The sequence below is a fragment of the Mesorhizobium sp. B2-8-5 genome, from assembly GCF_006440675.2.
Lineage (GTDB): Bacteria > Pseudomonadota > Alphaproteobacteria > Rhizobiales > Rhizobiaceae > Mesorhizobium.
In genome coordinates, this window is sequence record NZ_CP083951.1 from 4,172,812 (window position 1) to 4,196,041 (window position 23,230).

20 protein-coding genes are annotated in these 23,230 nt (G+C 63.5%); 10 read left to right on the forward strand and 10 right to left on the reverse strand.

Annotated features, from left to right (window positions below; translation table 11 throughout):
- Positions 1-167: 167 nt before the first annotated feature.
- Positions 168-1,592 carry a glutamate--tRNA ligase gene (gltX, locus tag FJ430_RS20280; RefSeq protein WP_140709738.1) on the reverse strand — a complete coding sequence of 475 codons (1,425 nt, stop codon included), beginning with the start codon at positions 1,590-1,592 and terminating at the stop codon, positions 168-170.
- Positions 1,593-1,695: 103 nt separating this feature from the next.
- Here gltX and FJ430_RS20285 point away from each other — a divergent pair, with 103 nt between their 5' ends.
- On the forward strand, positions 1,696-4,152 hold the full coding sequence (locus tag FJ430_RS20285; protein WP_140709740.1) for a ComEC/Rec2 family competence protein: 2,457 nt from the start codon (positions 1,696-1,698) through the stop codon (positions 4,150-4,152).
- A gap of 40 nt (positions 4,153-4,192) precedes the next feature.
- On the opposite strand, the gene lexA is transcribed toward FJ430_RS20285, so the two are convergent.
- Positions 4,193-4,927 (reverse strand): transcriptional repressor LexA, encoded by a 735-nt coding sequence (lexA, locus tag FJ430_RS20290; RefSeq protein WP_140709742.1) that lies wholly within the window; start codon positions 4,925-4,927, stop codon positions 4,193-4,195.
- A gap of 450 nt (positions 4,928-5,377) precedes the next feature.
- On the opposite strand from lexA, the gene kynU reads away from it, so the two are divergent.
- Positions 5,378-6,625: a kynureninase gene (gene kynU, locus FJ430_RS20295; protein ID WP_140709921.1), complete on the forward strand. Its 1,248-nt coding sequence runs from the start codon at positions 5,378-5,380 to the stop codon at positions 6,623-6,625.
- A gap of 54 nt (positions 6,626-6,679) precedes the next feature.
- Complete coding sequence (locus FJ430_RS20300) at positions 6,680-7,510, forward strand: alpha/beta hydrolase (protein ID WP_140709744.1); 831 nt, start codon at positions 6,680-6,682, stop codon at positions 7,508-7,510.
- Between the two features lie 63 nt (positions 7,511-7,573).
- Here the strand turns inward: FJ430_RS20300 and glp are convergent, their stop codons facing one another.
- The 5 genes from glp to FJ430_RS20325 are packed head-to-tail and all read right to left on the reverse strand — an operon-like array spanning position 7,574 to position 12,976.
- A complete protein-coding gene (glp, locus tag FJ430_RS20305) occupies positions 7,574-8,779 on the reverse strand; it encodes a gephyrin-like molybdotransferase Glp (protein WP_140709746.1) in 1,206 nt (401 codons plus the stop codon).
- On the reverse strand, positions 8,779-9,255 hold the full coding sequence (moaC, locus tag FJ430_RS20310; RefSeq protein ID WP_140709748.1) for a cyclic pyranopterin monophosphate synthase MoaC: 477 nt from the start codon (positions 9,253-9,255) through the stop codon (positions 8,779-8,781). The genes glp and moaC overlap by 1 nt, the downstream gene beginning before the upstream one ends.
- 1 nt (position 9,256) lies before the next feature.
- Positions 9,257-10,069 (reverse strand): indole-3-glycerol phosphate synthase TrpC, encoded by an 813-nt coding sequence (trpC, locus tag FJ430_RS20315; protein WP_140642657.1) that lies wholly within the window; start codon positions 10,067-10,069, stop codon positions 9,257-9,259.
- Between the two features lie 4 nt (positions 10,070-10,073).
- Positions 10,074-11,084, reverse strand: a complete 1,011-nt coding sequence (gene trpD / locus FJ430_RS20320) for an anthranilate phosphoribosyltransferase (protein ID WP_140709750.1) — start codon at positions 11,082-11,084, stop codon at positions 10,074-10,076.
- Positions 11,081-12,976, reverse strand: a complete 1,896-nt coding sequence (locus FJ430_RS20325; protein ID WP_140709752.1) for a peptidyl-prolyl cis-trans isomerase — start codon at positions 12,974-12,976, stop codon at positions 11,081-11,083. The genes trpD and FJ430_RS20325 overlap by 4 nt, the downstream gene beginning before the upstream one ends.
- Before the next feature lie 143 nt (positions 12,977-13,119).
- On the opposite strand from FJ430_RS20325, the gene tpiA reads away from it, so the two are divergent.
- The 5 genes from tpiA (at position 13,120) to FJ430_RS20350 (ending at position 18,300) form a co-directional block, all read left to right on the forward strand.
- A complete protein-coding gene (gene tpiA / locus FJ430_RS20330; RefSeq protein WP_140709754.1) occupies positions 13,120-13,887 on the forward strand; it encodes a triose-phosphate isomerase in 768 nt (255 codons plus the stop codon).
- 147 nt (positions 13,888-14,034) lie between these two features.
- Positions 14,035-14,547, forward strand: coding sequence for a preprotein translocase subunit SecG (gene secG / locus FJ430_RS20335; RefSeq protein ID WP_140709756.1), 513 nt, complete (start codon positions 14,035-14,037; stop codon positions 14,545-14,547).
- A 212-nt stretch (positions 14,548-14,759) separates the two neighbouring features.
- Positions 14,760-15,887, forward strand: coding sequence for a L,D-transpeptidase (locus tag FJ430_RS20340; RefSeq protein WP_140709758.1), 1,128 nt, complete (start codon positions 14,760-14,762; stop codon positions 15,885-15,887).
- 206 nt (positions 15,888-16,093) lie between these two features.
- Complete coding sequence (locus FJ430_RS20345) at positions 16,094-17,731, forward strand: CTP synthase (RefSeq protein WP_140642644.1); 1,638 nt, start codon at positions 16,094-16,096, stop codon at positions 17,729-17,731.
- A gap of 23 nt (positions 17,732-17,754) precedes the next feature.
- Positions 17,755-18,300, forward strand: a complete 546-nt coding sequence (locus FJ430_RS20350; protein WP_140709760.1) for a DUF1697 domain-containing protein — start codon at positions 17,755-17,757, stop codon at positions 18,298-18,300.
- A gap of 96 nt (positions 18,301-18,396) precedes the next feature.
- Here FJ430_RS20350 and FJ430_RS20355 read toward each other — a convergent pair whose 3' ends face one another.
- Positions 18,397-19,854 carry an NCS1 family nucleobase:cation symporter-1 gene (locus FJ430_RS20355; protein WP_140653134.1) on the reverse strand — a complete coding sequence of 486 codons (1,458 nt, stop codon included), beginning with the start codon at positions 19,852-19,854 and terminating at the stop codon, positions 18,397-18,399.
- A gap of 297 nt (positions 19,855-20,151) precedes the next feature.
- On the opposite strand from FJ430_RS20355, the gene FJ430_RS20360 reads away from it, so the two are divergent.
- Positions 20,152-20,454 (forward strand): DUF982 domain-containing protein, encoded by a 303-nt coding sequence (locus FJ430_RS20360; protein WP_073986813.1) that lies wholly within the window; start codon positions 20,152-20,154, stop codon positions 20,452-20,454.
- Between the two features lie 153 nt (positions 20,455-20,607).
- Here the strand turns inward: FJ430_RS20360 and FJ430_RS20365 are convergent, their stop codons facing one another.
- On the reverse strand, positions 20,608-21,057 hold the full coding sequence (locus FJ430_RS20365) for a hypothetical protein (protein ID WP_140709762.1): 450 nt from the start codon (positions 21,055-21,057) through the stop codon (positions 20,608-20,610).
- Between the two features lie 119 nt (positions 21,058-21,176).
- Entirely contained in the window at positions 21,177-22,064 is an 888-nt protein-coding gene (locus tag FJ430_RS20370) for a LysR substrate-binding domain-containing protein (protein ID WP_140709764.1), read from the reverse strand.
- A 211-nt stretch (positions 22,065-22,275) separates the two neighbouring features.
- Between FJ430_RS20370 and FJ430_RS20375 the strand changes: the two genes are divergently transcribed.
- Positions 22,276-23,172, forward strand: coding sequence for a transporter substrate-binding domain-containing protein (locus tag FJ430_RS20375; protein ID WP_226891799.1), 897 nt, complete (start codon positions 22,276-22,278; stop codon positions 23,170-23,172).
- Positions 23,173-23,230: the final 58 nt, after the last annotated feature.

Below are 23,230 nucleotides of genomic sequence, written 5' to 3' on the forward strand. Positions count from 1 at the left end.
TATGTTCCTCATGCCGGCAAGGCAATTCCTGCAAACGACACGTCGAAATCACCGGAATGCGCGAACTTGCCATCGCATTTTAGGAGGTGCGTGCCAGATTGGGCCAAGCCTAATGTTGCACTGCGAAACACACCTTTCAATGCCAATCTTCTTGGGCCAGTTCGCTGCTAATCGATTTGATCTCCAATCCTCGCCAGGCTTTCCTGGCGACCCAACACGGCAAGCACGTCGAACACGCCGGGCGAGGTGCTGCGGCCGGTCAGCGCGGCCCGAAGCGGCTGTGCCACGGCGCCGAGCTTGTGCCCACCGGCCTGCGCAAAGTCGCGGATCGAAGCCTCGGCCGAGGCGGCGCTCCAGTCGCCCTCGACGGCAGACAATGCGCCATGCGCGCCGCGCAGAATCGCGCGCGCATCCGCGTTGAGCAAGCCGGCCGCCTTCTCATCCAGCGGCAACGGCCGCTCGGCGAACAGAAACGCCGCTCCGTCGACCAGCTCGACCAGGGTCTTGGCCCGCTCCTTGAGACCGGGCATGGCGGCAAGCAGTTGCGCCTTGCGCCTGTCGTCGAGCTTTGCCGCGATCGTCGGGCCGCCTTCGAGATAGGGCAAGGTGGCGACGAAGATGTCGAACAGCGCCTGGTCATCCATCTTGCGCATATGGACGCCGTTCAGCGCCTCGAGCTTGGCGAAGTCGAAGCGCGCCGCGCCCTTGTTGACGTCGCCGATGTCGAACCACGCGACCATGTCCTTGACCGACATCACCTCGTCGTCGCCATGGCTCCAGCCGAGCCTGGCCAGATAGTTGAGCAGAGCCTCGGGCAGATAACCCATGGCGCGATAGGCTTCGACACCGAGCGCGCCGTGCCGCTTCGACAGCTTGGCGCCGTCGGCGCCGTGGATCAGCGGGATGTGCGACATCGACGGCACATCCCAGCCCATGGCATCGTAGATCACCGTCTGGCGCGCGGCGTTGGTCAGGTGATCGTCGCCGCGGATGATGTGGGTGACGCCCATGTCGTGATCGTCGACGACGACGGCATGCATGTAGGTCGGGACGCCGTCGGAACGCAGGATGATGAAGTCGTCGAGATCCTTGTTCGGGAAGCGCACCTCGCCCTGCACGCGGTCGTTGACGATCGTCACGCCTTCGGTCGGCGCCTTGATGCGGATCGCACCCTTGACGCCTGCCGGCGCCTCGGAGGGGCCGCGGTCGCGCCACTGGCCGTTGTAGCGCGGCGGCAGACCCTTGGCGCGGGCCGCCTCGCGCATCGCCTCGAGCTCGGCCGGCGTCTCATAGGCGTAATAGGCCTTGCCCATGCGCACGAGCTCCTCGGCCACCTCGCGATGACGCGGCGCGCGCTCGAACTGCGAGACGGCCTTGCCGTCCCAGGAGAGGCCAAGCCAGGTCAGCCCGTCGAGAATGGCGGCGGTGGCAGCTTCGGTGGAGCGCTCGCGATCGGTATCCTCGATGCGCAGCAGCATCGTGCCGCCGGTGTGCCTGGCATAGAGCCAGTTGAACAGCGCCGTACGCGCCCCGCCAATATGCAGGTAGCCTGTGGGCGAGGGGGCAAAGCGGGTGACGACCTTGTCGGACATGGAACTCTCGAGGAAGCACTGAAAAGATGCATGTTTCGCGCGGACTTCCACGCGACCGGCGTTCATGTAGCATAGGCGGTCTGGGGCGCAAGGGGCAGACCCGATGGCTGGACGTGGCCGGGGCGCGGAGGAGGGCGGGGGAACGACAGCTGGCGTCAGCGAACGCCTGATGTTTGCCCATGCCGCGCCCGAAGAGGGAGCGCCGGTTTCGCTTCCGGAGCCGCGGGCACCTACCGAGCTTACGCCACCCGGTGACGGTGCAATACAGCCGGTCTCGCCAACGGCGAGCCTCAGCCGAATCCGCAAACAGCTTGGCCGCGCCTCGCTTCCCGCATTGCTCCGAAGCATCGGCACCGCTGCCGCCACCGAGCTTGACCGCGGCATCGGCTTCCTGCTGGTGCCGGTGTTTTTGGCCGCCGGCGTCATCTATTACTTCACGCTGAGCGCTGAGCCGGATCTCTACAGGCCGCTTGCGGCAGTGGCCCTGATGGCGGTCTGCGCGGCGGCCTCACATTCCCGGCACAGAACGCACCTTGTCTTCATGGCGGCGTTTTTCTGCGCCTTGGGCTTTCTCGCGGCCAAGGTCGAGACCTGGCGGATGGCAACCCCGATGCTGGGTTCGGAAATCCAGACACGGCTGACGGGCCGCCTCGTCACCGCCGAGGCGATGGCCAATGGCCGTGTCCGGCTGACCATCGACTTGATTTCCACGGAACGTCCGAAGCTGCGCTACGCGCCGGACCGCGTCAGGCTTTCGGCGCGCAGGATCCCGCCCGACATGACAGCCGGGTCGATGCTGACCGGCTATGCCAAGCTGTTGCCGCCGACCGGCCCGGTTCGGCCGGACAGCTACGACTTTTCATTCGACAGCTATTTTGCCGGCATTGGCGGCAGCGGCTTTTTCCTGGGTGATCCAAAGCTGATTGCGCCAGCGAAAGCGCCGTTTGGCGCGCGCGTCGCATCGGCAGTGGAAAACGCGCGCGAAGGGATCGCCGATCACATCAGGAGCGCCATCGGCGGATCCGAAGGCGAGATCGCGGCGGCGCTGATCGTCGGCGTTCGTGCCGGCATTCCGGAAGCCATCAACGAGTCGATGCGACGGACCGGCATCTACCACATCATTTCGATCTCCGGCCTGCATATGGCGCTGGTCGCCGGCACGATCATGGTCCTTTTGCGCGGCGCCTTCGCGCTGTTTCCGGATTTCTCGTCGCGCCGGCCGGTGAAGAAATATGCCGCTGCAATCGCGCTGCTCTCGATCGCCGCCTACCTCGTGATCTCCGGCATCGTGGTGGCGGCCGAGCGGAGTTTCATCATGCTGGCCGTGATGCTCGCCGCCGTGCTCTTCGACCGCGCGGCGCTCACCATGCGCAACCTGGCGATCTCGGCCATCGCCGTCATCCTTGTCTCGCCGCACGAAGTTGTCGGCCCGAGCTTCCAGATGTCCTTCGCCGCCACCGCCGCGCTGGTCGGCGCCTATGCCGGTTTTGCCGACTATCGCGCCGGCAAAACGACCGGGCCGCCGGCAAAGCATTCGTTCCTCGGCTTCCTATCGCGAAAACTGGCGATTGGAGTAGGTGGTGCCGCCGTGACGTCGCTCATCGCGGGCAGCGCGACATTGTTGTTTGCGATCTGGCACTTCCAGCGCGTATCGCCGCTCAGCCTGCTGGCCAATCTGTCGGTCATGCCGATCGTCTCACTGATCGTCATGCCGTTCGCCGTGTTGAGCGCGCTGGCCATGCCCTTCGGCTTCGACGGCCCCTTCCTCTTTGTCATGGGCAAAGGCCTGACGGCGATGATCGCCATTTCGGCGTGGATCTCCGAGCGCTCACCAGTCGACGCCGTCGGGCTGATCTCGATCCAGTCGGTGCTGCTGGCGACGGTCGCGCTGGTCATCGCGACGATGGCCACCACCTGGCTGAGGCTTGCCGCCGTACCCTTCGCGCTCGCCGCGCTGCTGGCCATTCCGCATGTCCGCGCCCCGGATGTGCTTGTCTCGGAGGACGCGCATCTGGTGGCGATGCCGATCGGCGGCGGCGAGCTTGCCATCAACCGCACGCGCTCCAACGACTTCACCACGGACAACTGGAAACGGGCGCTGAAAGCCGAGGAAATCGTACCGCCGGAGACGTTCGCTAAAGACGCCCTCGACATCGCCGATCCCGTCGACCTGCCGCCCGGCTCGCCCTTCTACTGCATCGGCGACCTCTGCATCGGCCGGCATCCTTCCGGTGCCATCGTCGCGCTCGCCGAGAACCGCGCCAGCGCCCGGCCTGCTTGCGGTTTCGCCGACCTCATCGTCATCGACGACGCCACGGCCCACAATCCATGCCGCGATCCGCGCGTACTCGTCGTCACCAAGCGGCAGCTGGCACGCGACGGCAGCGCCGCCATCTTCTTTGATCCGCAATCGGCAACCGCGCGGCCAACCGTTCGCTACGCGGTCGAAGAACCGTACCGACCCTGGCACGAGCAGCGGAAATACGCGCGTGAGGCGAGGGGGCTGCCGCCCTATCAACGACCGGAAAAGCCGGCGGTCGCGCCGCAGCCTACAGAATAGATGGCACACAGTTCCGGCGAAGACCGCCGCGCGGTTCTGCTCAGTAACGGCGGATGAGTCCGACGAGCTTACCCTGAACCTTGACCCGGTCCGGTCCGAAGATACGGGTCTCGTACGCCGGGTTGGCGGCCTCGAGCGCGATCGAGGCACCCTTGCGACGAAACCGCTTCAGGGTCGCTTCCTCGTCGTCGACCAGCGCCACCACGATCTCGCCCGGACTTGCCGTATTGGCGTTGCGGATTATGACCGTATCGCCGTCGAAGATACCGGCCTCGATCATCGAGTCGCCCTTGACCTCCAGCGCATAATGCTCGCCGCCCATGATCATGTCCGGCGGCACCGAGATCGAATGCGTCTGGTGCTGGATGGCGTCTATCGGCACGCCAGCGGCGATGCGGCCCATCACCGGAATGGACACGGCCGAAACAGCGTCGTCGTCATTGCTGGGTGTCGGCGTGCGCGAGGGCGCCGCCGGCTTGACCTCGCGGCCAAGATTGCCCTGGCCGCCCTGGATGACGCTCGGCGAAAACTTTCTCGCGGCATTCAGGCCAGGCGCGATCGAGTCGGGCAGCCGCAGCACTTCAAGCGCGCGCGCCCGGTTCGGCAGCCGGCGAATGAAGCCGCGTTCTTCCAGCGCCGTGATCAGCCGATGGATGCCCGATTTGGAGGCGAGGTCGAGCGCTTCCTTCATCTCGTCGAAAGACGGTGGAATCCCGCTCTCCTTGAGGCGTTCATGGATGAACATCAGCAGTTCATGTTGTTTGCGCGTCAGCATGGCGGCCCCCTTGGGTTCTGAAACCGGAATCAGAAAAACAAACCCAGAACAAACACTATCTGTTCCAGTTGTGTTCCGCAACCGTTTAAAGTTTAGTGAATTTGTTGAGGCTTCGGAAACAATGTTGCATCCAAGGGATACCTGACCGGGTCAGGTCGGCGGTGTCATTGATTCCGCTCGATTATGCAGCCCTCCTTAAGCTGAAGCGCGGTCCAACACCATCACAAAGGCGCGGGGCGGGATCGCTTCGGCTCTTGCGCGAACGTGCCTCACCGTGAACGAAACGGACCCAAAATGCCAACTTCGGCAATGGTCGCAATCCTTGGTCTTCGCCGTCTATGGACCAGCTAACATAGCGCAGAAGGTTCTTGCCGTGGCACGGACGGTGGTGAGACAACCGCCCTTGGCCAACCGTGAGAGGCGCCATGCCGAAATGGAGGCGGCAGCATGATGGGGGGAATTCCTGATCTCGCCGAGATCGAGGCGATGGATGCAGCGGATCCGCTGCGCGCCCTGCGCGATCGCTTCGTCCTGCCGGAGGGGGTGATCTACCTCGACGGGAATTCGTTGGGAGCGGCCTCGCATGCCGCATTCGACGAGTTGCGCAAGGCAGCTGCCGAGGAGTGGGCGCATGACCTCATTCGTGCCTGGAACAAGGATGGATGGTTCGACATGCCGGTCGAGCTGGGCGACCAGCTCGGGCGCCTGATCGGCGCGGCGCCGGGCCAGACCGTGGTCTGCGACACCACGTCGATCAACATCTACAAAGTGCTGCACGCGGCGATGGCGATGCGGCCGGACCGAACCGTGATCGTTGCCGAGGGCGACAGTTTTCCGACCGATATCTATATGGCCGAAGGGGTGGCCTGGACCGGAAAGAACACTGTCCTGCGCCTGGCTGGCGTGGACGCGCCGACCATCGAGGAACTGATCGACGGACGCGTGGCGGTGGTGTTGGTCAACCACGTCAATTACAAATCCGGCGAGTTGCGCGACATGGCGGCGCTTACGCGAATGGCGCATGACGCCGGTGCGCTGATCGTATGGGATCTCTGCCACAGCGCGGGCGCCATGCCGGTTGAACTTGACAGGGCAAGCGCCGATTTCGCCGTCGGCTGCACCTATAAATATCTCAATGGCGGGCCGGGTTCTCCTGCCTTTATCTATGCGGCCGAGCGGCATCTTGCCGATGTGCGGCAGCCGCTCAGCGGGTGGTGGAGCCATGCACGGCCATTCGCCTTCGAGCAAGCCTATGCGCCAGGCACCGGCATCCGCCGATTTCTGTGCGGCACGCAGCCGGTCCTGTCGATGCGGACGCTGAAAGGCGCGCTCGACATCTGGAACGGCGTTGACCTGGCGACGGTGCGGAGGAAGAGCATTGCGCTGGCCGATCTGTTCATCGAACTCGTCGAAGCACGGTGCGGCGGTTACGATCTTACGCTGGAAAGCACCCGCGACGGCGCCAAACGCGGCAGCCAGATTTCCTTCATTCACCAGCATGGCTACCAGATCATGCGGGCCCTGATCGAACGCGGCGTGATCGGTGATTTTCGGGCGCCGTCGACCATGCGCTTCGGTTTTACCCCGCTCTATGTCGGCTACAGGGATGTCTGGAATGCCGTCGAAGTGCTCGAAGACATCTTGCGGACCGGCGTCTGGCGAGAAGCCCGCTTCGCGGTCAAGACAACCGTTACCTGACCGCGGCGATGCCAATTAAACTCCGCTCAACATCGACCTGATCGCGGAGGGGCCGTGTTCGAAAACCGTATTGCCGACTGGGACAACGCCTATGCCAACGGCGCGAACATCGCCGGCGGCGACCGCTGGCCCGCGGCTTGGGATCAACCGGCGCAAGCCTTTAGGGAAAAGCTGTTGGCGCAAGGCAGGGCGCGGTTCGATATCGTGTACGGCGAAGCGCCGCGCAACCGGTTCGATCTGTTTCTCCCACCTGCCGCGCCAAAGGGGCTCGTCGTGTTCATCCATGGCGGTTACTGGATGGAATCAGACAAGACCTCCTGGTCGCATCTGGCTGGAGGTGCGGTCGGCCACGGTTTTGCCGTCGCCATGCCCTCTTACACGCTTTGCCCGCAGACCAGGATCAGCGGCATCGTCAACGAGGTTGCGGCAGCGATCGAGAAGGCGGCAGCGATGATCGATGGTCCGCTGGTGCTGACCGGGCACTCGGCCGGCGGACATCTCGTCAGCCGGATGGTGACCGCGGCCTCGCCGCTGTCGTCCGATGTGTCGCGGCGCATACGCCAGGTTGTTTCGATCTCAGGCCTGCACGACCTTCGGCCGCTGATGTTCACCGCACTGAACGAGACCCTGAACATCGACGAGAAGGAAGCGTTGAGCGAAAGCCCGGCTTTGCTGCGGCCTCGGCAGGGAGCCCGCATCACCTGTTGGGTCGGCGGCGGCGAGCGTGCGGAATTCCTGCGCCAGAGCGCGTTGCTCGCCAACATCTGGACCGGGCTCGGCGCCACCACCGGTTCAGTGGTCGAGCCGGACCGGCATCATTTCAATGTCGTCGATGGTCTCGGAGATCCGGATCATCCCCTCACTCGCGCACTGATCGCCGAATAGAGCAATTCGGCGGTGTGAACGGTTTCGGTCGAGAATTGCGTTAAAACGGCGGGATAGACCGGCTCAGCGCAGCATGAGCACGCTGCATTCAGCGCCGGCTTCCGCCGCCGGCGCAAAGGGCTCGCGCACGATCAGGCCGTTGGCGTCGGCGAGCATCCGCAGCATCGAGGAGTCCTGGATGCCGAAAGGCGTCGCGACCAGGGTGCCGGCGTCCTCGCGCACGATGGCGCGCACGTAGTCCTGCCTGAAATCGTTGGCCTGCATCGCGGCGCCCAGCTTGGCCGTTCGCACGTCCTGCCGGTGATCGCGGCCGCCGAGCCTGGCAAGCAGCGGCTTCAAGAAGAGTTGCGAGCAGACGATGCTTGCCACCGGATTGCCGGGCAGGCCGATGCAACGGACATTGCCAAGCCGGCCAAACATCAGCGGTTTGCCGGGGCGCATGGCGATCTTCCAGAAGTCGAGCTTCATGCCTTCGCCGGTCAGCACGTCATGGATCAGGTCGTGGTCGCCGACCGAGGCGCCGCCGAGCGTGACGATGACATCGGCGTTCGCCTCGACCGCTTTCCTGACCAGCGCGGCGATCGCCTCCTGGCGGTCGGCGGCGATGCCGAGATCGAGCGCGCGCGCGCCGACCGACTGGGCGGCGGCAACGACGCCATAGGCGTTGGACGAAATGATCTGGTCGGGGCCGAGCGCGCTGCCTGGCGGCAGCAATTCGTCGCCGGTGGCGATGATCGCAACCAGCGGCCGCCGCACGACGTTCAAGGCGGGGTGGTTGGCCGACGCCGCCAGCGAAAGGGCCGCCGCGTCGAGCGCGCGGCCTTTTTCGAGCAGCAGGTCGCCTTGGCCGAAGTCGAGCCCGCGGCGACGGACATTGCGTCCTTCGGCGGTCGGCTCCGTCACTTCGATCTGGCGGTTGCCAAGGTCGCGGACGTTTTCCTGGATGACGATGGTGTCGGCGCCTTCAGGCAGCGGCGCACCGGTAAAGATGCGCACGGCCTGGCCTTTGCCGACGGTCCCGGAGAAACCGCGCCCGGCGGGCGCCATGCCTATGACCTCGAGTTCAGCCGGCGCTGAAGCGACATCGGCGGATCTTGCAGCATAGCCGTCCATGGCCGAGGCGTTGAACGGCGGCTGCGTGCGTAGCGCCACGACCGGCTCCGCCAGGACCCGTCCAGCCGCTTCGGCGAGCGGAATGCTTTCGCCGGGTAATGGCGCGGCGCCGTCGAGCAGGCGTTCGAGCGCTTCGGCGACCGGAACCAAGGCCATCAGGCATCCACCTTGTAGTCGCCGGACTTGCCGCCTGTCTTCTCGACCAGCCGGATGCCGGAAACCATCATGCCGCGGTCCACCGCCTTGGCCATGTCGTAGATGGTGAGGCAGGCGACCGACGCCGCAGTCAGCGCCTCCATCTCCACGCCGGTCTTGCCGGTGACGCGGGCAAGCGCGGTGACTCTGAGGCCAGGCAGCGTGCGGTCCGGCTCGATCTCGACGGCAATTTTTGTCAGAAGCAGCGGATGGCAGAGCGGGATCAGCTCATGCGTTTTCTTTGCGGCCATGATACCGGCGATACGGGCTGTGCCCAGCACATCGCCTTTCTTGGCATCGCCGGCGAGAATCATCTCCAGCGTTTCCGGCCGCATCGAGACGAAACCTTCGGCGATCGCCGTGCGGGTCGTCTCGGCCTTGCCGCCGACATCGACCATATTGGCTTCGCCCTTGGCGCCAAGATGGGTGAGGGCCATCTCAGATGGCCTCGGCCGCTGCCTTGCCTGTCAGCAGAAGCTCGGTCGCCGCGGCCACGTTCGCCTGCCGCATCAGGCTCTCGCCGACCAGGAAGGTGCTGATGCCGGTCTTCTGCATCCTGAGGCAGTCGTCGTGGGTGAAGATGCCGCTCTCGCTGACCAGCAAGTAGCCGCCCGGCACCATTTTCGCCAGCCGCTCGGAAGTCTCAAGGCTGGTCTCGAAGGTCCGCAGATTGCGGTTGTTGATACCGATCAGTCGCGACGACAATTTTAGCGCGCGCTCCGTTTCGGCCTCGTCATGCACCTCGATCAGCGCGTCCATCCCGAGTTCGAAGGCGATAGCTTCCAATTCGCTCGCCAGAGCATCGTCCACGCTTGCCATGATGATCAGGATGGCGTCTGCGCCCCAGGCTCGTGCTTCGTGGACCTGGTAAGGGTCGAATAGGAAATCCTTACGCAATGCGGGCAGGGACACCGCCTTACGCGCTTTGGTGAGAAATTCCGGCGCGCCCTGGAAGGATGGCGCGTCGGTCAGCACCGAAAGGCAGGTCGCGCCACCTTTCTGATAGGCCTTGGCCAAGGCTGGCGGGTCGAAATCGGCGCGGATCAGCCCCTTGGAGGGGCTGGCCTTCTTGATTTCGGCAATCAACGCGAAGCCGCCGCCCCGGCGCTTGGCCTCGAGCGCAGCAAGGAAGCCGCGCGGCGGCTCGGCGTCCCTGGCCTTCGCCTTGATCTCGGCGAGCGGCATGGCGAGCTTGGCTGCCGCGATCTCGTCGCGCTTGTAGGCTTCGATCTTGCGCAGGATGTCCGACAAGGCCTTATCCGTTCGAAATCTCGACGAGCTTGTCCAGCACGCCAAGCGCGCGTCCGCTGTCGATCGCTTGCGCCGCCGCCGCGATGCCGTCGGCAAGCGTCGTCGCCCTGCCGGCCACGACCAGCCCGGCGCCGGCATTCATCAGCACCGTATCGCGATAGGCGCCGGCGGCGCCGCCCAGCATATCGCGCAGTTCCTTGGCGTTGTAGGCGGCGTCGCCGCCGCGCAGCTCTTCCTTGGTGTGCCGCTTCAGCCCGACGGCTTCCGGCGTCAGGGTGAAGCTGCGGATCTCGCCGCCGACAAGCTCCGCCACCTGGGTTTCACCCGTCGTGGTGATCTCGTCATAGCCGTCGCCATGGACGACCCAGGCATGGTCGGCGCCCAGCGCTTTCAATGTCTCGGCCACCGGCATGATCCACTCCGGCAGGAAGACGCCGACCATCTGGCGGCTGACGTCGGCGGGATTCGACAAAGGCCCGAGCAGGTTGAAGATGGTGCGCGTGCCGAGCTCGACGCGGGTCGGCCCGACATGCTTCATCGCCGGATGATGCGCCGGCGCGAACATGAAGCCGACGCCGGTCTCATGGATGCAGCGGCCGATCATCTCCGGCGGGATGTCTATTCTGACGCCCAGCGCCGTCAGCACGTCGGCGGAGCCGGTCAGCGAGGACAGCCCGCGATTGCCATGCTTGGCGACCGGCACCCCGGCGGCTGCAATGACGAAGGCCGAAGCGGTCGAGATGTTGACCGAATGCGAATTGTCGCCGCCAGTGCCGACGATGTCGATGGCGCCTTGCGGCGCCTCGACGCGCAGCATCTTTGCGCGCATCGTGGCGACCGCGCCGGAAATCTCGCCTACCGTCTCGCCGCGCACGCGCAGCGCCATCAGGAAGCCGCCGATCTGGCCGGGCGTCGCGTCGCCCGACATGATGATGTCGAACGCCTCGCGCGCTTCCTCGAAGGAAAGCGCGGTGCCCGTGGCGACCTTGGCTATGTGTGTCTTCAGAGCGCTCATCGTGTTTGTGCTTGCGAAACGGCGTTCGGATCGATGCGAACGTCATATTGCGACTGCAACTGCGCCACCAACTGGTCGAGCAGATCGTCGGACATGCCGGCGCCGAAGGATTTCTGCGCGTCGTCCGGCACCGCGCTGCCATCGGCGCCTGCCGGCTCGAAGACCTCGGCGACCTTGAACAGGATCTGGCCGTCGCCGGTGGGCGAGGCGATCAAACCGGTACCGCCTTCGCCGACGCCGAACATGGCCGCAGCGCCTTCCTTGCCGAAATCGGCATCGTCGGCTTCGCGCTTCAGACCGCGCTTGGTCTGCTTGTCGAGCTTGAGCTCGCCGGCGATGACGTCGAGCGTGGTGCCTGCCTTGAGGCGTTTTTCCAGCTCCTGAGCCCTAGCGTCGAGCCGCTTGTCGGTCTCGGCCTCCGTCCAGTCGGCGACGACCTTCTTGCGGACTTCATCCAGCGTGCGGTCGCGCGCCGGCGTGATCGACTGCACTTCGTAGAAGACGAAACCGTTGTCGGCAGTCGTCAGGCCCTCGTTCTCGGTATTGGGCTCCGCCGCGAACACCGATTTGATCAGCTCGGCCGATTGCGGCAGGTCGTTGACGATCGTGCCGTCCGGCCGCTGGCCGGTACGGTCGATGGCGTCGATGGTGACGACCTTGAGCTTCAGTTTGTCGGCGGCCTGGGCAAGCGAGGCGCCCGAGGCCCGGGTGTCCTCGTAGCTGTCATGCACATCGAGCAGGATGCGGTTCGCTTCGCCGACCGCCAGGTCCTTGCGGATCTGGTCGGACACTTCCGAAAGCGGCTTCACCACCTGCGGCTTGATCTCGGTCACGCGCAAGAGCACGGGACCGAAGGCGCCCTGGATGACCTGGCTGACCTCGTTGGCATTGAGCGAGAAAGCCGCATCGGCCACCGCCTTGTCGGCGATCTTGTCCTTGGCCAGCGTGCCGAGCAGCGTGTCGGCCTGCGTCTTGCCTTCGGCGGTGACGAGCTTGTCGAAGGTAGCGCCAGCCTTCAGCGAATCCAAAGCGGCCTTGGCCGCATCCGGCGTCTTGAACACCAGCTGCTCGATGGTGCGCATCTCGGGCGTCGTGTAGCGCGCGATATTCTTGTTGTAGTCCTCGCTGACCTGCTGGTCGGTCACCGCGGACGGATCGGCTATGTCCTGCGGCTCCAACCTGACATAGGAGAATTTGCGATATTCCGGCGCGGCGTAGTTCTTCTTGTTGGCGTCGAAATAGGCGTTGAGGGCGCTGTCCGACGGCGCCTCGATCGGCTGCACGAGCGTCTTCGGCAGCACGAGATAGTCGATCGTGCGATCCTCGCCGCGATAGAGAGAGACCGCCTTCAGGAAGGTCTGCGGAACCTTGAGGCCGTCGGAGATCGCCTCGACGATCTGCTGGCGCACGGCCACCTGCGAGCGGTTCCTGAGGTAGTCCTCAGGCCGCATGCCAAGCTCGCGCAGCAGATACTCGAAGGTACGGCGATCGAACTGGCCGCCGGGGCCTTTGAAAGCCGGATCCTCGCGCGTCAGTTCGGCAAGCCGATCCTTGGAGAGGCCGAGCCCCAGCTTGCGCGCCTGTTCGTCGAGCACGGCGCCCGAAACGAGCTGCGCCAGCACCTGGTTGTCGACACCGAGCAGCTTGGCCTGGTCGTGGGTGATGCGCTGGCCATATTGCTGCGACAGTAGGCTGAGCTGGCGGTCGTAAGCGAGGCGGTACTCGTTGATCGAGACCTCCGTGCCACCGGCCGTGATGACCGCGTGATGACCGCCCAGCACACCGCCCACCATGCGGGTGGTGATGCCCCAGGCGGCGAAACTGATCACCAGCAAGGACAGCAACGCCTTCGCGACCCAAGTGCCCGCCGCGCTTCTCAATATACCAAGCATGCATACTTCCGATTTTTGCGCATTTTCGCATGCGCCGAGTCTGAAACAAGCGCAATAGCGCCCTTCCGGTCCACTGTCGATTGCTTTGTGACCTGATTTTGGTAGTGAGGGCGCTGCTTAATGTCGCTCGGAGAACGCGCCCCATGACCCCTGGAATCCGCCCGCTTGTCGCCGGCAACTGGAAAATGAACGGCACCAGCGCCTCGCTCAACGAGCTGCGGTCGATCGGCAACGGGTTCATGAGCGGGCTCGACGCGGAGACCGAAGCGCTGGTGTGCGTGCCGGCGACCTTGCTCCAGCGCGCCGCCGAGATCCTGTCGCGCACGCCGGTGCGGGCCGGTGGAGAGGATTGCCATCCCAAGGAGAGCGGCGCCTTTACGGGCGAGATTTCGGCCGAGATGCTCAAGGATGCCGGAGCGAGCCACGTCATCGTCGGCCATTCCGAGCGCCGCGAACTGTTCGGCGACGACGATGCAATGGTCCATGCCAAGGCATCGGCGGCCTGGCGGGCAGGACTGGTGGCCATCATCTGCATCGGCGAGACGCGCGCCGAGCGGGAGGCGGGCGCCACGCTCGATGTCCTGTCGCGCCAGCTTGACGGTTCCGTGCCGGCGAGCGCCACCGCCGCCAACACCATCATCGCCTACGAGCCGGTCTGGGCCATCGGCACCGGCCTGACGCCGACCGCCGCCGACGTCGCCGACGCGCATGCGCATATCCGGGGCAAGCTGACGGCGCTGCTCGGCGATGCCGCGGCCAGGATGCGCATTCTTTATGGCGGCTCGGTCAAGCCTTCCAACGCGGTGGAACTGCTCGGCGTCGAGAATGTCGATGGCGCACTGGTCGGCGGCGCCAGCCTGAAGGCGGCCGACTTCCTGGCTATCGCGGAAGCATACATGAACATGGCTTAGGCTCATGCAGCATAAATCGTTGTAATGGCCGCATTGCTTCCCATATTCCCGGCCACGGGCTTGGAAATGCCGCCAAAGCATTGTAAGGAGCCGCCTCCAAATCATCGGTCGTATGCGCGGTCGCGCAAGGCCTCGCCAGGATAAATTATGGAAACCGTACTGATCGTCGTCCACCTCATGGTCGTGCTTGCCCTTGTCGGCGTGGTGCTGCTGCAGCGCTCCGAAGGCGGCGGCCTGGGCATCGGCGGCGGTTCCGGTTTCATGACCGCGCGGGGCGCCGCCAACGCGTTGACCCGCGCCACCGCGATCCTGGCGGCGGCCTTCTTCGTGACGTCGCTGGCGCTGTCGATCATTGCCCGCTACGGCGAAAAGCCGATCGACATCCTCGACCGTCCGGCAACGTCGACCTCGGGCAACGGCGTGCTCAACCAGCTGCCGGGATCGAATGGACCGGTGGGCAGCTCGCAACCCGCGGCCCCGGCCGGCGGCTCTGCTCCCGCGGCTCCGGCTGGCGGTGCGACGACCACCACGCCGCTTGCCAATGGCACCACCGCGCCGGCTCCCGCCACAACGCCTGTTCCGGCGCCCGCGAATCCGACCACCGCGCCGGCGGCCAACGGCGTCACCTTGCCGGTCACCCCTCAGGTTCCGAACCAGTAGCCGGACAAGCTCGGCCGCGATCTGTTGTTCTTTGAACACAGTCGCGGCAAATGCGCGCCCGATCACGAAGATTCAATCGGGCGTAGCGCCTGCCTCAGCTTGAGGCGATGACGGCTAATCGATTATAGATTGCGCGCGGCACTTTTCGGCGTCCTTGGGGGGCGCCGGGCGACGCCGTGGGCAACTTGCATTTGAACGATCGGATCTTCGCCATGCAGCTTCGCAGCTTCATCATTTTGGGAGTCTGTGCCATCCTCGGCATGGGTTCCGCGGCCATCGCCGGACCGGCAAACATGGTCTCTTCACCGTCGGTAGAGAAGACCGACGCAATTCCTGTCGCCGCCAAGAGCGACGCATCGCAGTTGAAGCTTCTCAAGAAGAAGAAAAATCCGACCTCTGACGATCTCGCGCAGATCGGCAAGCTCGAGGCCAAGATCGCCGCCGACAAGCAGGCGGCAAAGGACAAGGCGCTCGAGGCTCGCAAGATGGCAATGCGCGAGGCCGCCAAGGCCAAGGCTGACGCGGCGCGCCAGGAATGGCTTGCCAAGAAGGGTACGGCCGCGCCGGCTGAAGTCGCCGACGCCAAGCCGGCCAAGAAGACCACCAAGATCATCTCGCTGCTGGAGCCAGTCGCGCCGATCATCCCGGCCAAGGCCGAGGAGCCTATCCCGGCTGAGGCCATGAACATCGCCGCCACCGGCAACAACGGTGAACTGCGCAGTGAGCAGCCCGGCCAGAAACAGGCGAGCAGCGGCGGTCTGTTCGACGGCCTCTTCGGCGGCGGCGTACAATCGACTTCGATCAGCTACCTGCCCGAGACCCGCGCGCTCGATTCGGCGCTGGCCAAGAAGGACGCCAAGCGACCCTTCAAGGTGAAGCCGGAATTCGTGCCGCAGGACGTTGCGTTCTCGGGTTATGAGCCGGGCACCATCGTCATCGATACCACTGCTCGTCGCCTTTACCTCGTCGAGAGCTTTTCGACGGCGCGGCGCTATGCCATCGCGGTCGGTCGCGAAGGACTGCAGTTCAAGGGCACCGTGGCTGTCGGCGACAAGCAGGAATGGCCGCGCTGGATCCCAACGCTCGATATGCAGAAGCGCGAGCCGAAGCATTACGGCCAGTACAAGGACGGCATGAACGGCGGCGGCCAGAACCCGCTCGGCGCGCGCGCCATCTACCTCTATGACGGCAAGAAGGACACGCATCTGCGCATCCATGGCACGATTGCTCCCCAGTCGATCGGAACCAGCGCCTCGAACGGCTGCTTCCGCATGATCAACGAGCACGTCATGGACCTCTACAGCCGCGTCAGGATCGGCACCAAGGTCGTTATCATCTAACGATTTCCATCAAACTGCCCAAAGGGCCGGCGACGCCGGCCCTTTTGTTTTGAATCTTTGCCTTGAAGCATGTCGTTCCCTCAAACCGTTCCATGCGTTTGGGCGACATGCTTCGGGAAAGGCTCTTTGCGAGCACCCGCGCCATTAGGGAAAAAGCCTTCGCGGCGGTTTTTTCTCTGGCGGAATCAATCAGGCCGCGTTAAGCGATGACTCCCATGGCGCGATATGTATTCATCACAGGCGGCGTGGTTTCCTCACTCGGAAAAGGCATCGCCGCAGCAGCTCTTGGGGCTCTTCTGCAAGCGCGAGGCTATCGCGCGCGGATCAAAAAGCTCGATCCTTATCTCAATGTCGATCCCGGGACGATGTCGCCGTATCAGCACGGCGAAGTGTTCGTAACCGATGACGGCGCCGAGACCGACCTCGATCTCGGCCATTACGAGCGCTTCACCGGGCGCTCGGCGAACCAGCAGGACAACATCACCACCGGCCGCATCTACAAGAACATCATCGAGCGCGAGCGGCGCGGCGACTATCTTGGCGCGACTGTCCAGGTGATCCCGCACGTCACCGACGAGATCAAGCATTTCGTGCTGGACGGCAATGACGACTACGACTTCGTGCTGTGCGAGATCGGCGGCACGGTCGGCGATATCGAGGCGATGCCGTTCCTGGAAGCGATCCGCCAGCTCGGCAACGACCTGCCACGCAACAATGCGGTCTACGTGCATCTGACGCTGATGCCCTACATTCCGACCGCCGGCGAATTGAAGACCAAGCCGACGCAGCATTCGGTCAAGGAATTGCGCGGCATCGGCATCGCGCCCGACATCCTTCTGGTGCGCGCCGACCGGCCGATCCCGAAGGAAGAGCGTCGGAAACTTTCGCTGTTCTGCAACGTGCGCGAAAGCGCCGTCATCCAGGCGTTGGACGTGCCGCATATCTACGACGTGCCTCTGGCCTATCACCAGGAAGGCCTCGATTCGGAAGTGCTGGCGGCCTTCGGCATCGACCCGGCGCCGAAGCCGCGCATGGAGCCGTGGCAAAAGCTTTCCAACCACATCCACAATCCGGAAGGCGAGGTGACGATCGCCATCGTCGGCAAATATACCGGCCTCAAGGACGCCTACAAATCGCTGATCGAGGCGCTGTCGCATGGCGGCCTCGCCAATCGCGTCAAGGTCAAGCTCGACTGGATCGAAAGCGAGATCTTCGAGAAGGAAGATCCGGCGCCATGGCTGGAGAAGGTGCACGGCATCCTTGTTCCCGGCGGCTTCGGCGAGCGCGGTTCGGAAGGCAAGATCCTGGCGGCAAAGTTCGCGCGCGAACGCAAGGTGCCTTACTTCGGCATCTGCTTCGGCATGCAGATGGCTTGCATCGAGGCGGCCCGCTCGCTGGCGGGTGTCGACCATGCATCGTCGACCGAGTTCGGCCCGACCGACGAGCCCGTCGTCGGCCTCATGACCGAGTGGCTGAAGGGCAATATGCTTGAGAAGCGCAGGGTCACAGGCGATCTCGGCGGCACGATGCGGCTTGGCGCTTATCAGGCCGAACTCGCCAAGGGCTCGAAAATAGCGGATATCTACGGCGACACGCAGATTTCCGAGCGCCACCGGCACCGCTACGAAGTCAACATCGACTACAAGCAACGGCTCGAGGATTGCGGCCTGGTGTTTGCCGGCATGTCGCCCGACGGCGTGCTGCCGGAGACGGTCGAATATCCCGACCATCCCTGGTTCATCGGCGTGCAGTATCACCCCGAGCTGAAGAGCCGCCCGCTCGACCCGCATCCGCTGTTCGCGAGCTTCATCTCGGCCGCGGTGGATCAGTCGCGGCTGGTCTGAGCGATCGGCTGGCGAACCGTGCCATGCAGACTTACGTCGCGCTGCTTTACAGCATCATCCTCGGCGAGGGACGGCGGGTCGTCATGTCGGACCTCAAGGCGATGGCCGAAAGGATCGGCCTGAAGAACGTCCGAACGCTGGTGGCGACGGGCAATCTGGTCTTCGAGGCGCGGACGGCCAGAATTTCCGATCTCGAGCATCGGCTGGAAAAGGCCTTCGAAGAGACTTTCGGCCGCCATGTCGATATTATCGTGCGCGGCGCGGAGGATTGGTTGAAGCTCGCGGCCGGCAATCCATTCCCGGACGATTCCGCGGACGCCGCCGACCAGGTGGCGGTGCGCGTCATGCGCAGGCCGGCGCCCGTCGAGGCCGCCGCAGCGCTCCAGGCCTACGCTGCCGAGGACGAGAAGGTGCTTTTGGTCGACGGCGATATCTGGGTGGTCTTTTCCCGCGAAAGACCGAGCTCGCGCCTGCTCGCGGCAGCAAGCCACAAGCGCATGGGCATCGGCACGTCGCGCAACTGGAACACGGTGCGGCGCTTGGCGGAGATGGTAGGCAGTAGGCAGTAGGCAGTAGGCAGTAGGCAGTAGGCAGTAGGCAGTAGGCAGTAGGCAGTAGGCAGAGTGTTCTCTGTTGCCTAGGCCCTACTGCCTATTGCCTCATTTTCAAGCCTTCGCCACCTTCGCCCCTGCTCCGAGCGCCATGGTGCGCAGCACGTAATAGACGGCGCCCGCGATCGCCACGCCGAAGAACCAGCCATAGACGCCCCACCAGGACGGCAGCCAGTTGGTGAAGTTGGGCAGGATCGAGGAGAAGATGGCGCCGATGCCGGCGGCGATGAAGGCGTTGACATGCCAGCCGCTCTGGAAACGGAACTCGCCGTCCTCGCGATAGAGCGCCTCGACGTCGACCTCGCTTTTGCGGATCAGGTAGTAGTCGACCATCATCACGCCGAAGATCGGTCCCATCGTCGCGCCGATGATGTTGACGAAGGAAGCGGCGCTGCCTTCCCATGGCGCGAAGGGATAGAGCACCAGGGCGATCAGCGCCGCGATGTAGCCGCCCTTCTTGAAGTCGATCTGGCGCGGGAAGACGTTGGAGAAGTCGAACGCCGGCGAGACGAAATTCGCCACGACGTTGATGCCCAGCGTCGCCACCGCGAAGGTCAACGCGGCGAGAGCGGCCAGGAACCAGCTGTCGAACTTGGCCGAGATCTGGTCGGGATGGAGCAGCACCTCATGGTAGACGTCATAAGCGGCGATCGTCGTGACGCCGGCCACCAGCGAGAACAGGATGAGATTGACCGGCAGGCCCCAGATGTTGCCCTTGCGCAGCGCCGCCTTGTCCGGCGCATAGCGGGCGAAATCGCAGAAGTTGAGGTAGAGCGCCGAGAAATAGGTCACCCAGATCGCCGCCACCGCGAACAGCGCGGTCCAGGAACCGGGCTCGCCCGGAACGCCCGCGTCCTTGGTCTTGTCCAGCAGCACATCCATCGGGATGTCGCTGGTGAAGGCGAAAGTGCCCGACTTGATGCAAAGATAGATAGCCAGGATCAGCATCATGATCCACACGGCCGGGCCGGCCCAGTCCTGGAAGCGGCGGACGGTTTCCATGCCCTTCTGGATGATCAGCAACTGCAGCGCCCAGATGATGACGAAGCAGATCACCTCCAGGGTCGAATGTCCCAGAAAGTGCGAGCTCTTGTTGAACTCGTCGAACCATTGCAGGCGCGTCAGCAGCGCCACGATGGCGCCCGAAGCCGCGGCCGTCTGGGCGCCGTACCAGAAGCAGGCGACGATCGCGCGCACCAGAGCCGGGACGTTGGCGCCCCAGATGCCGAAGGAGGCGCGGGCAAGCACGGGGTAGGGCACGCCGGTCTTCACGCCGGCATAGCCGACCATGTTCATCAGCGCGTAGATGATCAGCGAGCCGATGCCGATGGCGATGATGAAGTTGACGAAGCCGCCGCAGAACAGAAACAGGCTGGCCGCCAGGTAGTAGCCCCAGAGGCTGTGGACGTCCGAGGTCCAGACGTTGAAGATCGAAAACGGTCCCCAGTTCCTGACCGTTGCCGGAGCCAGATCCTCGTTGTAGAGGTCAGGCGATGCGCCTTGAATGGTCATTGCAAGTGTTCCCCTTGTTGCAAAACGCGCCGTCACGCGTTTGGCTGTAGAGGTTAAGCCTGACGCTGGGGAACCGGCAAGCAACCCATTTGCCGGCTTTCGCCTTAAAGATATTCAATGAGAATCGCCGTTATCCGACGGCTTCGGACTTGAACCGAGCTGAGTCGCCAAGCGGTTTTCGCGCAGGCTGGCCGGTTCCGAATTTTTTCCGACAGCAACCAAATTTGTTTGGAACCGATCCATAGGACGTGCGTTTAATAAAGTTCGGCTGCTCTGCGGTCGACCGGGAGGAAAACTATGGATCGCTTGCATTTCTTTACCCCAGTGCGAATTGCGCGTGGGCAGGGATACCCTGTGGAGGAAGTCGATAGCGTCTCCGAGGCGATGGTGTTCCTGCGGAAGTGGCCAACAGGCAGACGCGGCCCGGTTTATCAATGCGCCCTGAATTGCTGCGCGGCGGCTGTGTCGGGCAAGATGTCGGCCGAGGAAGCGCGCAAAGCCTTTGTCGGCTTTGCCCGCATCACGCGGCTGCTAGACGACGACATGGCGCTGCCGCTGGGTGGTGCGTCGATGGACAATGTCTACGCCTTGAGGCGGTAGGCTAAGCCGGCATTTGGCAAATAGAGAACGCCGCGCCTACTCGGCGCGGGTAGTTTGTCGTTTTGCATCGGTCCCGACACGGCCGAGATGTCTCCCCCTTTGTCCGTTCCGCGCAGTTCTGGGGCACCCGGTAGGAAATCGTCGCGAAATCACTTATGTGAGCGCGATGCCTCGTTGATCGAGGATCAGAGAATCCGCCGGACGTGATGGAAAAGAGCAGCGATTACAAAAAGGTGCGGCTTGCCATAGCGCCAATGATGGACGGGACAGATAGATAAGCAATATCAGGTAGTTGCGAGATGCCGTGTGCAAAAATCGCACACGAAGGTTCTGCTTCTCTTCTTTTTTCGTTCCCACGACGGAGCCGCCGACAGCCCTTTTCGGACGCTCTTTGCCGACGGTATTAGCCGCTCCATTGCGGACGTTCGCTGCGATATCCGTGACCCTGATTGTCCGATACGGCGTCCAATTTGCCTGGGGTTCCTGGAAGCTTTTCGAACTTTCTGGGTCACGTCTCAGCCCGAGTTGCGCGCGCTTGTGGACAAAGCGGGACACTAGATTCGGCTTTTGGATAGTTTGGGAGGCATCGACTTTCCGGGACATATGCCTTCCTGATAGCGAGTCAGCACGAACCCTGATACGCGCCCCAAACGGGACATCCCCCGAGGGTGATGCCAACCCCTCGTTTCCTTTGCTGCACATTGGAGCAGCTGATCGTGTTTTTAGGAAAAGTGCTCCTCCAGATAGACGCGGAACTCCCGCTCGAACTGCTCTTGGAGGAGGGACGACATATGCGTGCGGCTGCGCGTTAGATAGACATGGCAGGGCACGTAGGGAAGGAACGGCTTGATGGCGAGCGTTCCGCGCCAGCGTTCCGCAGAGAACTTGTCGACGATGGAGACGCCAAGCCCCTCGGCCACGAGAGCGCAGGCGGCGTCGCTATAATGAGCCTCGAAGCGCACCTCGACGCGAACTCCCGCGTTCTCGAGGCTGCGGTCGATGGCTTGGCGCGAGCCGTCCTCGCGTCCAAGTGCGATGAAGCTTTGATCGCGGATATCAGCAGCTTCGATCGCATCCTTCTCGCTCAAGGGATGTCCCGCCGGCAGTACGCAGACCGAAGCCGTCTCAAAGATGAGATCGCAGGTGGTCGCCGGGTCGATCACCGGCATCGTCATCAAGCCAATGTCGAGTTGCTTGCTGGCAGCGAGCTCAGCGATCCGCACGGAAGCTTCCGGCTCCAGCGACAGCCGCAGCTTGGGGTGGCGTCGGGCGAACGTCCCGACAAAGCGGGGTAGCACATAACTGGCTAGCGCCGGGTAAGCGCCAATGATTAGCCGACCCGCCTCCAACTGCTGGATGTCCGCCGCCAGCCGCCGCAAGCGCGCCATGCCCTTGACGATATGACCGGCCTCCTCGTGCAGTAGGTAGGCCTCCGCAGTCGGAGCCAACCGGCCACCCTGCCGCACGAACAGCTGGATCTTCAGCGCGTGTTCGAGGTTGGCAATGTGGGCGCTGACGGAAGGCTGAGAGATATTCAGGAGATTGGCGGCGCCGATTACCGTTCCCGAATCCATCACCGCGCGAAACGCCTGCAACTGCCGATAGTTCATGACTGGACCGAACTCTATAGGAAAAAGCTATAGAGAATGAAGCTTTTCGTATTTGTCAATTGGCCGGGATTTGGCTTTATTCTCCAATTGCTGGAACGAGCTCCAGCCAATACGCGCCTGGAACGGCCATCTCGGCGCCGACAATTAATCGCTACGCAGAGACTATCGCCATTGCGTCGCTGTCTTCGGTCGACCGATCGAGGCGGTTCCCTTGCGTGCAGCCAATCAAAAAGGGGTAGAAATGAAAATGGGACTGTTACGATGGATAGGCGTCGCGGCGAGCGCCTTGATTTTCCTCACCGGAGCCGCCCGTGCGGATGAAGCCGGCCAATGGTCGAAGATACGCATTGCGACCGAGGGCGCCTATGCACCCTGGAATTATATGTCCTCCGACGGCAAGCTCGCGGGTTACGAGATCGATCTCGCTCATGAACTGTGCCGCCGCATGGAGACCGACTGCGAGATCGTCGCCCAGGACTGGGATGGCATGCTGCCAGCGCTCAATGCCGGAAAGTTTGACGCCATCATCGCGTCCATGTCGGTTACGCCAGAGCGGCAGAAGGTGGCTTCTTTCTCGATGCCTTATGCCAAGGCGCCAAACGCCTTTATGATGATGAAGGACAATCCGCTGGCCTCGGAACTTGGCCCTCGGGTCGACTACAGCCTGAAGAAGGATCCTGAAGGCGCCAAGAAAGCGGTGGCCGCGATGGCCACGGCGCTCAAAGGCAAAGTTCTCGGCGTCCAGGGCTCCTCGACGGCCGCGACATTCGCCACGGCCGAGTTGAAAGACCTGGTCGAGATCCGCGAATACAAGACAACGGACGAACACAACCTCGACCTAGCCGCCGGCCGCATCGACCTGGTCATGGGCAATATCACTATGCTCAAGGCCGCCATGAAGCAGCCAGACATGGCCGGCGCAACCCTTGCCGGACCTACATTCATCGAAGGCGTTCTCGGCAGCGGTACAGCCAATGTGGCGATGCGCAAAGACGACACCGCGCTCAAGGCAAAGTTCGACGCGGCGATTGCCGAGGTCAACAACGATGGGTTCAACCAGGCCCTAACGGAGAAGTGGTTCGGGGTCGATATCACGCCCAAGGATTGAGCTTAGCCGGGCGGGCGCACATGTGTGGCCGCCCATCTTGTCCATCGGAAAAATTAAT